General features: G+C 77.3%; 7 protein-coding genes. 3 read left to right on the plus strand and 4 right to left on the minus strand.

Annotated elements, in window-relative coordinates; genetic code table 11:
- A partial coding sequence (locus tag GTR02_RS16875) for an exodeoxyribonuclease V subunit gamma (RefSeq protein ID WP_166608656.1) occupies window positions 1-1,604 on the minus strand: 1,604 nt, incomplete at its 3' end.
- A 195-nt stretch (window positions 1,605-1,799) separates the two neighbouring features.
- Between GTR02_RS16875 and GTR02_RS16880 the strand changes: the two genes are divergently transcribed.
- On the plus strand, window positions 1,800-2,813 hold the full coding sequence (locus tag GTR02_RS16880) for an MsnO8 family LLM class oxidoreductase (protein ID WP_166608657.1): 1,014 nt from the start codon (window positions 1,800-1,802) through the stop codon (window positions 2,811-2,813).
- A gap of 258 nt (window positions 2,814-3,071) precedes the next feature.
- On the opposite strand, the gene GTR02_RS16885 is transcribed toward GTR02_RS16880, so the two are convergent.
- Window positions 3,072-4,496 (minus strand): threonine/serine exporter family protein, encoded by a 1,425-nt coding sequence (locus tag GTR02_RS16885; RefSeq protein WP_205709473.1) that lies wholly within the window; start codon window positions 4,494-4,496, stop codon window positions 3,072-3,074.
- Between the two features lie 84 nt (window positions 4,497-4,580).
- Between GTR02_RS16885 and GTR02_RS16890 the strand changes: the two genes are divergently transcribed.
- Window positions 4,581-5,876, plus strand: coding sequence for an acetamidase/formamidase family protein (locus GTR02_RS16890; RefSeq protein ID WP_166608658.1), 1,296 nt, complete (start codon window positions 4,581-4,583; stop codon window positions 5,874-5,876).
- A 64-nt stretch (window positions 5,877-5,940) separates the two neighbouring features.
- Here GTR02_RS16890 and GTR02_RS16895 read toward each other — a convergent pair whose 3' ends face one another.
- On the minus strand, window positions 5,941-6,336 hold the full coding sequence (locus GTR02_RS16895; RefSeq protein ID WP_166608659.1) for a hypothetical protein: 396 nt from the start codon (window positions 6,334-6,336) through the stop codon (window positions 5,941-5,943).
- Between the two features lie 246 nt (window positions 6,337-6,582).
- Here GTR02_RS16895 and GTR02_RS16900 point away from each other — a divergent pair, with 246 nt between their 5' ends.
- Window positions 6,583-6,744 (plus strand): hypothetical protein, encoded by a 162-nt coding sequence (locus GTR02_RS16900; RefSeq protein ID WP_166608660.1) that lies wholly within the window; start codon window positions 6,583-6,585, stop codon window positions 6,742-6,744.
- Between the two features lie 155 nt (window positions 6,745-6,899).
- On the opposite strand, the gene ggt is transcribed toward GTR02_RS16900, so the two are convergent.
- Entirely contained in the window at window positions 6,900-8,690 is a 1,791-nt protein-coding gene (gene ggt, locus GTR02_RS16905) for a gamma-glutamyltransferase (RefSeq protein WP_166608662.1), read from the minus strand.
- Window positions 8,691-8,731 lie beyond the last annotated feature (41 nt).

The following is an 8,731-nucleotide window of genomic DNA, read 5'->3' on the forward strand; positions in this document are numbered from 1 at the left end:
TCCGCGGCCCGCGCGTCCGCCGCGAGCAGGACGTCCCCGTCGCCCCCGTCGAGGACGACGCCGACGAGCACGCGGTCGAGCCCGGCGCGCCACGACCCCTGGGCGAGGTCGGCCAGGTCCCAGGCACCGCGGTGGCCGGGCCCCAGCCCCCAGTGCACGCCCGCGTCCACGGTCCACTCCCGCACCTGCTCCAGCGCCTCGTCGTCGAAGCCGAAGCGCAGGCGCACCGCGGACGCGCCGGCGAGGTCCAGCACGTCCGTGGCGGTGACGCGCCCGGCCCCGAGCTCGAGCAGCCGCGCGGCCACGCTCAGCAGCGGGTTGGTCTGCAGGGGGGAGCGGTCGGCGACGGCGACGCGCAGGGAGCCGCCCGGGTGGCTGTCGGTGCTGAACACCGCGGTGACGAGCGGGGCGAAGGTCTCCACGTCGGGGCACATGACGAGCACGTCGCGCGGCTGCAGCGTGCGGTCCCCGTCGAGCAGGCCGAGGACGACCTCGCGCAGCACCTCCACCTGCCGGGCCCGGCCGTGGCAGGCGTGCACCTGCACCGAGGTGTCGCCCGCCGCCAGCACCGGGCGCTCGCGCACGGGCGAGCAGCGGTCCGCCGCGAGGTCGCGCTGGAGCGCGCCCAGCAGCGTCGCCGGGGCCGGGGGGCCAGGGTGGTGGCGGTCCGTGGACCCGGGCGCAAGGGCGCCGAGGCGCACCTGCAGCTCCCGGACGTCGCGGGCCAGGGACAGCAGCAGGGGGTGCCGCACGCTGCGCTGGGCGACCGCCTCGGCGAGCGCACGGTCCCCGCCGGGGGGCCGGTGGCGCTGCAGCGCCTCCCACATCGCCGGGCTGGCGTGCTGCAGCCACAGGTGGGTGTCGCGGTGCGCGGCGAGGGCGGCGAGCACCTGCAGCCGGGCGCTCGCCAGGCGGGTCACGACGAAGACGTTGAGGCGGTCCGGCAGGTCGGTGGTGCCGGGCTCGGCGCGCAGGACCCGGCACGCCTCGGGGAGCAGCTCGGCGGGCGACGGCACCCCCACGTGCTCGCGGACCCGGCGGAACAGCTCGGGCTGCCAGCGGAGGTCGTCGGGCAGCGGGACTCCCCCGAGGCCGTCGTCGGCGCCTGCGGCCCAGTGGCAGAGGAGTTCCGGGCGCGCCGCCGCGCAGCGGACGAAGAGCCCGGCCAGGCGCTCCGCGGCCGCCACCCGCCGGACCCGGGGCGAGCCCCCGCCCTCGACGCTGCGCAGGTGGTGGCGCAGCACGGCGAACCGCGCGTCGGCGCCGTCGTCGGCCAGCGCGTCCAGGACGTCGAGCACGTGCCACGTGAGGCGGTCGCGGGCCCAGCGCTCCACCGACGCGGCGGAGTCCGGGCTCGCCGCGGCCACCGCCGCGTCGAGCAGCGCGGCCGGGCTCGTGAAGTCCACGCGGGCGCAGATGCCGTCGCCCGCACCCTCCGCGGCGCCCAGGTGGTGGGAGAGGCGCTGGGCGATCCACCGCTCGGTGCCCTTGGCGCCGACCGCCACGAGGTCGGCCGCGAAGGGGTCCCCGGGTGTGCTGCGCAGCACCTCGGCGAGCCCGGCGACGAGCGCCGTGGCGCTCTCCGACCGGTGGACGTGCAGCACGGGGTCCTGTCTATCCGATGCGCGGGCCGGCCGTGCGACAGGCCCGGTGTGCGGCGGGCCGGGGACGAGGCGCGCGGCGGCCCGGGAACTGCTCCGCGACCGCGTCGCATCCGGGAGGGCAGCACTGCGTGCCCGCCGCCCCGCGAGCCGGACCGCGGGACGGTTCCGGTCGGCCCGGGCGTTGTCACCGGCACCATGCGCACCCCCCTCGCGGTCTCCCTCCTCGACCGGTCCCGGACGAGGGCGGGCGCGTCGGACGCCGACGCGGTGCGGGCGACCGTGCAGCGGGCGCAGCGCGCGGAGGCCACCGGCTTCGACCGGTTCTGGGTCGCCGAGCACCACGCGGTGCCCGGGGTCGTGGGCTCGGCGCCCGCCGTCCTGCTCGCGGCCGTCGCCGCGGCCACCTCCACGATCCGCGTCGGCAGCGGTGGGGTGATGCTGCCGAACCACGTCCCCCTCGTCGTCGCGGAGCAGTTCGCCGTCCTCGGCGCGCTGCACCCCGGCCGGATCGACCTGGGCGTCGGCCGCTCGCTCGGCTTCACCGCTCCCGTGCGCCGCGCCCTCGACGGCTCCGCACCGGGCACCGGTGGGTTCGAGGACCGGCTGCACCACCTCCTGCAGTTCCTCCACGGCCGCGGCGAGGTGACCGTGCGCCCGGCGGTCGGCGCTCCCCCGGTGTTCCTGCTGGCGACGAACCGGGGGCTGGCCACCGCGGCCCGGTTCGGCCTGCCGGTCGTGGTCGGCGGGCCCGCGCTGGAGGGACCGGGCCCCCTGGCCGGCTACCGCCGCGAGTTCCGGCCCTCCGAGGGGGTGCCGCGCCCCCGCACGACCCTGTCGGTCGACGTGCTGGTCGCCGACAGCGCCGAGGAGGCCCGGCGGCAGCTCCTGCCCCAGGCCTGGAGCCTGGCGGTCGCCCGGTCCCGCGGTGAGTTCCCGCCCCTGCCGGCCGCGGGCAGCGTCGACCTCGAGAGGCTCACGCCGCGCGAGCGCCGCACGGTCGAGGACGCGCTCGCGCGCACGGTGTCGGGAACCGCCGCCGACGTCGCGGACGCTCTGGAGGGGCTCGTGCGGCGCACGGGGGCGCGCGAACTGCTCGTCGCGACGACGGTCCCGGACGAGGACCGGCAGGCCCTCGCCGACGAGGACCTGCTCGCCCTCGTCACCGGGCCCCTGGACCGCCGGCTGCGGGCGGTCGACACCGCGTCCTGAGACGGGTCGGCCGGCTGAGGTCGCGGTGAGAAGAGGCACGGGCACAGGGTGGAGGACGCTCCGCACCCCGGCGGGCGTCGTCCACAGGACCGCGCCGGCGTGGGCCTGTGGACCCGGCGGACCGCAGCCTGCGCGCAGACCTGCTGCGCTGCAGGACGTCGCAGCGGGGGACGGGTCGTGTCGGAGGCCGGGCCTACGTTCCCCCGTATGGACGCGACCAAGGCACCGCACCGCCCACCGGAGGACGCCGGACGCGCGTCAGAACTGCCGGCTGAGCGACCGGCGCCGGACGCGCTGCTCCACCCGGTCGAACTCCCGCCGCAGCGGGGTGCTGCAGAACTCGCCCAGCGTCACCCCCGCCGCGAGGGCCAGCGCCGTGCCCAGGGCGAAGACGAACTGGGCCAGCCCCGAGGAGACTCCCCCGCCCACGACCGTGAAGATGGCGCGGTAGATGGCGAGGCCGGGCAGCAGCGCGACGATGCCGCAGATCGAGATGACGACACCGGGCACGTTCCAGCGCCACGCGGTCCCCTCGGCCAGGAACCCGACGACCAGGGCCGCCAGGCCGGACGCCGCGACGGGGCCCAGCCCGAGGTTCGTGCCGGCGACGAACGCGGCCCAGGCCAGGGCCCCCACGACACCGGCGATGACGACGGCGCGCAGGTCCGCGTACCCGGACACGGCCCACGTCATGGCGGCCGCGGCGGCCGCCACCACCTCGACCCCCACGGGGTAGCCCTGCACCTCGGCGAACGTGAGGCTGAGGGCGATGCCCGCGCGCTGCCCCAGGTCCAGGACGCCCGCGATGCCCAGGACGAGGCCGGTCGTCAGCAGCATCGTCTCGAAGGCCCGCGCACCCGCCGTCACGTAGAACCCCGAGATGGCGTCCTCCGCCGAGCCCACGAGGGACAGTCCCGCCAGCAGCACGACGATGCCGGAGCCCACGACCAGCGAGGGCGGCAAGGGCCCCAGCCACGCAGGCAGGTACGGCTGCCACACGAGGAGCGCCAGCGCGACCGACGTCGCGAAGGCCGCCCCGACGACCTGCTGGAAGAACGCCGGGAGACCCCGGGCGTTGGCGGCCGCGAGGACCAGCTGCAGCACCGTGGTCGTCAGCGCCGCCGCCACGGCGACCGCCCACGTCCCGCCCAGCAGGACGGCCACCGACGCCGCCAGCCCGACGGCCGCGGTCCCGGAGATCCACCGACGGTAGGGCCGCCGCTGGGACAGCACCCGGCGCAGCCGCGCCCCGACCTCCTCGGCGGACAGGCCCTCACCCGCGTCGTGGGCGACCTCGTACAGCGCCGAGAGGCGCGAGTAGTCCGTGGCCCGGACCTGCACGACGCGCACGGCGGTCAGCGGAGCGGGGCCGGCGCCGGCCGTGGAGACGATGACGGCCGTGAACGTGATGTCGACCTGCGTGTGCCGCAACCCCGATCCGTGGGCGGCGCGCAGGGTCAGGGCGGTGACGTCGGCGGCGGGAGCGCCGCAGGACAGCAGGGCCTCCGCCATCCGGACGAGGGCGTCGAGGACCTCGAGGGCCTGCGCCTGCGTCAGCCCTCCCTCGCCGACGACCTCGGGCACCGCGACCGGCCCGCCGGCGATGAGGTGAGCGAGGCGGCTGCGCAGCCGGGGTCCCCAGCGAGGTGCGGGCGCGTCGGTTCCGATGAGGTCAGCGGGCACCCGACGACGCTACCGGCGGGCGCGTCACGGCGGCGCAACCGGCCGGCAACACCGGTGACACGCGGGACTGCTGAGGTGACCGACGTGAAGCAGCCCACGCCCTCGTCCCCCGCGTCCTTCCGCCGACGCTCCGTCCTGCGCGCCGCGGCGGGTCTCACCGCCACGGCCGGAACCCTGGTCACCGCCTCCCCGGCGTCCGCGTCGACGACCTCCGCGGCGTCCTCGTCGACGGCCTCGTCGACGGGGGGCCGGCTCCCCCCGGTGCTGCAGCCCGGCCGCGGGCCGCGCTCCGGGACCTACGTCCGCACCGACCCCTCGACGGTGCTGTGGGGGCGCCTGCCCAACCGCGACACCGAACCCGCCGCCGTGGTGGCCTCGGGGTCCGTCGTCACCATCGACACGGTGTCCCACGAGGGGATCCTCGAGGACCAGGGGAACGACCCCCGTGGCTACTTCACGGGCTTCGGGGTGCGGGAGCGGGACGTGCTGCGCGACGCGGTCGCCATCGCCGCCCACACCCCGCACGACGGCCCCGGTCCGCACGTCGTCAACCGGCCGGTCGCGGTGACCGGGGCGGAACCCGGCGACGTGCTGAAGGTGGAGGTGCTCGACCTCGCGCTGCGGGTCCCCTACGGCGTCATCTCCAACCGCCACGGCAAGGGCGCGCTGCCCGGGGAGTTCCCGGAGCAGTGGGAGGGCGACGCGTCCCTGGCCGAGTACTTCAACGTCGGCGGCGAGGTCAGCGTCTTCACCCCCGTGTCCGCGACGGGCGGTTCGCTCACCGGGTCGCTGCCGGGGCCCGTGACGGCGCGGTTCCCCCTGCGCCCGTTCCTGGGTCTGATGGGGGTCGCGCGGGACACGCGCTCGCTCGTGGACTCGGTGCCGCCCACCGACACCGGCGGGAACATCGACATCAAGGACCTGGTCGTGGGGTCCACCCTGTACCTGCCCGTCCGCGTCCCGGGGGCGAAGTTCTTCATCGGCGACCCGCACATGGCGCAGGGCGACGGCGAGGTGGCGCTGACGGCCATGGAGGGTTCCCTGCGGGCGACCCTGCGCCTGACCGTGGTGCGACCCGGGGACGGGGCGCCGAAGGCCGCGGCGGACAGCCCTTTCGCCGAGACCCCGGAGCACTGGATCCCCATCGGCCTCAGCGACCCCGACGGTCCCGAGGGCGGTGCGCAGGGCACGGACCTCGACGTGGCCATGAAGACCGCGGTGCGTCACGCGCTGGAGTTCCTGACGGGCGACCTCGGCATGCCGGGGCCGGTCGCGTACGCCTACCTCAGCGCGGCGACCGACTTCCACGTCTCGCAGGTCGTGGACCGCACGACCGGGGTGCACGGCCTGATCCGCAAGTCGGACTTCGACCTGGGCTGAGCGCCGGCCGGGTCGTCCCGTCCGTCGCGCTGCGCCGTGCGGACGGGGCACCCGCGCCGGGGAGTCAGCAGCCGAGACCCAGGTCGACGGCGACGACGGCCGGCGCGGTGCCGCAGCCGACCTGCGCGGTGCCCAGGTCGACGACCGTCCAGACCCCACCGACGAGGTGCAGCACCACGGTCGCGGGGTCCAGGTCGTCCCCCGTCGGCACGATCGCGGCGCCGGCCCAAGCGGCGTCGGACGCAGCCGTGCGGACGTCGGCCACGGTGTACGCCTCGCGCGGGACGCCCGCCGTGGCGGGGGAGGTCTGGACGGCGGCCGTCACGTCGGCGGTGGTGGCGGAGGCGTCGGCGGGTGCCGCGACGGCGGGGCCGGCGACGAGGGCCAGCGTGGCGACGGCGCTGCCCGCGACGACGAGGCGGGCAGCGGTGCGCGTGGCGGTGGCTCGGGTGCTGGCCATGGTGACCTCCTGGGCTGCTCGAGGGGCGCCGGGCGATCCGGCGGTCCGCACGGCCTCCGACGCAGCCGGGGGCCGGCCGGTTGCACCCTCGTCGCCGTCCCCGTCGAAGTTCCGGTCGGCGTCCTGGTCGGCGCGCCGGTCGGCGTCCTGGTCGGCGTCCTCGTCGGCCTCCTGGCCGGCGGACGGGGGCCCCGGTCCTGGGCCGTCGGCCCGTGCCACACGGCACCCGCGCCGTAGCGTTCCGGCATGAGCGACTCCGGTGCCCCCACCCACGACGGCCAGCCCACCGACGGCCAGCCCACCGACGGCCAGCCGGCCGACCAGCCCAGCCACGACGCGGTCCCCGAGCTCGAGGTCGACGAGACCGTGCCGCCGCGCCCGGAGGAGGAGGTCGCCGACGCCGGGTGAGCGCCACCACGGCGCCGGCGTGAGACCCACCCCGACGCCCGGGGCGGCCACCCGCGCGACGGGCGGCCGAGCACCCGCGGCGCCGTGCCGACGTCAGCGCGGGTCGGAGCCGAACGTCAGCGCAGGGCGGAGCCGACCGTCAGCGCGGCGGACCGTCAGGGCGCGGGGTGGACCACGCCGGCGGCCCCGCCGCCCCGGCGCTCGGGCTCCGCCACGGCCTGGATCCGGCCGTCGGCGAGGAACTCCAGCCCGACGGCGGCACCGATCTCGTCGGTGGGAGTCAGGGCGTGCCCGCGCGCCTGCATCTCGACGCCCAGCGGGGAGTCGACGTAGGCCTGCTCGGCGGTGGCGCGGACCCCGTTCTGCTCGGACACGCGCGGGGCCGCGATCGCGGCGGGCAGGTCCATCCCGCCGTCGAGGCGGTTGACGAGGATGCCGAGCACGGTGCCGATGATGGTCGCGCCCCCGGGCGACCCGGTCGCGAGCAGCGGCCGGGACCCCTGCAGGACGATCGTCGGCGCCATCGAGCTGCGCGGGCGCTTGCCCGGCCCGGGCAGGTTCGGGTCCGGCTGCCCGGCGACGACCGGGGCCGCGTTGAAGTCGGTCAGCTCGTTGTTGAGCAGGAACCCGCGCCCCGGCACGACGATCCCGCTGCCGCCCGTCTGCTCGATGGTCAGGGTGTACGACACGACGTTGCCCTGGGCGTCCGCCGTCACGAGGTGGGTGGTCGACTCGCCCTCGTACGGCGTGGGGTTCGCCGGGCCCCCGGCCGGGCAGGACACGCCGGTGTGCAGGGCGCCCGCCGCGAGGGGCCGGGGCAGCGTCGAGGCCACGTCGACGAGGCACGCGCGCGACGCCGCGAACCTCGACGACAGCAGTTCCCGCTGCGGGACGTCGACGACGTCGGGATCGCCCACGTACCGGTTGCGGTCGGCGAAGGCGAGCGCCGCGGCCTCGAGGCGGAGGTGCTCCAGGTCGGCGCCGGTGTACCCGGACCCCTTCGCCCGCAGGATGTTCAGGGCCTCGCCGACCGTGGTGCCGCCGCTGCTCGGGGCGGGCATGCCGTAGACGTCCAGACCGGCGTGCCGCACGCGCGTGGGCTTGCGGGGCACGGCCCGGTAGGCCGCCACGTCGTCCAGCGTCATGGCCCCGCGCAGAACCTCGCGCTCCACGCCGGGGGCCACGGGTGGCGCGGTCACCGTGTCGACGACGGCGCGGCCCAGCTCGCCGCCGTACAGCGCCCCGACGCCGTGCTCGGCGAGCAGGCCGTAGGTCCGGGCGAGGTCGGGGTTGCGGAACACCGATCCCACCGCAGGGGCCTCGCCGCCCGGCAGGAAGAGGTCGGCCGTGGAGGAGAAGTCGGCGAACCGCTCCGCGTTGGCGACGGTCTGGTCGTGGAACTCCCCGTCGACGACGAAGCCGCGCTCCGCGAGCGAGCGGGCTCCCGACAGCACGTCGGCCAGCGGCATCGTCCCCGACCGACGCAGGGCGGCGTCCCACGTCGCCGGGGTCCCCGGCACGCCCACCGACAGCGTGGAGTTCACGAGGTCCGCGAACGGCCGGGGTGAGCCGGTCGCCGGGTCGAGGAACCCGGTCTCGGTGAGGGCGGCGGGTGCCGTCTCCCGGCCGTCGATGGTGCTGACCCGGCGCGTGCGCGCGTCGTAGCTGACGAGGAACCCGCCGCCGCCGACACCCGCGGAGTAGGGCTCGGTGACGCCCAGGGCGGCGGCCGTGGCGACGGCCGCATCGACGGCGTTGCCCCCGCGGCGCAGCACGTCCAGGCCGACCTGCGTCGCGTCGGGGTCGACGCTGGCGACCGTTCCCCCGTAGCCGGTGGCGACCGCCTGCCGGGCGGGGGCGAGCGGGACGGGCGCCGCGCCCGCGACCGTCCCGGCCCCGGACAGGCCACCGGCGACCAGGCCCGCGCAGACGCCGGCGCCCAGCAGCGAGCGCACCCGGCGTCGCGGACGGCTGCGCGGGGCGGGGG

It is taken from the genome of Kineococcus siccus (genome assembly GCF_009906795.1).
GTDB classification, from domain to species: domain Bacteria; phylum Actinomycetota; class Actinomycetes; order Actinomycetales; family Kineococcaceae; genus Kineococcus; species Kineococcus siccus.

Coding starts and splice junctions, on each gene's coding strand:
- GTR02_RS16880 (WP_166608657.1), top strand. CDS start 1,800: ATGCGCACCCCCCTCGCGGTCTCCCTCCTCGACCGGTCCCGGACGAGG.
- GTR02_RS16900 (WP_166608660.1), top strand. CDS start 6,583: ATGAGCGACTCCGGTGCCCCCACCCACGACGGCCAGCCCACCGACGGC.
- GTR02_RS16895 (WP_166608659.1), bottom strand. CDS start 6,336: ATGGCCAGCACCCGAGCCACCGCCACGCGCACCGCTGCCCGCCTCGTC.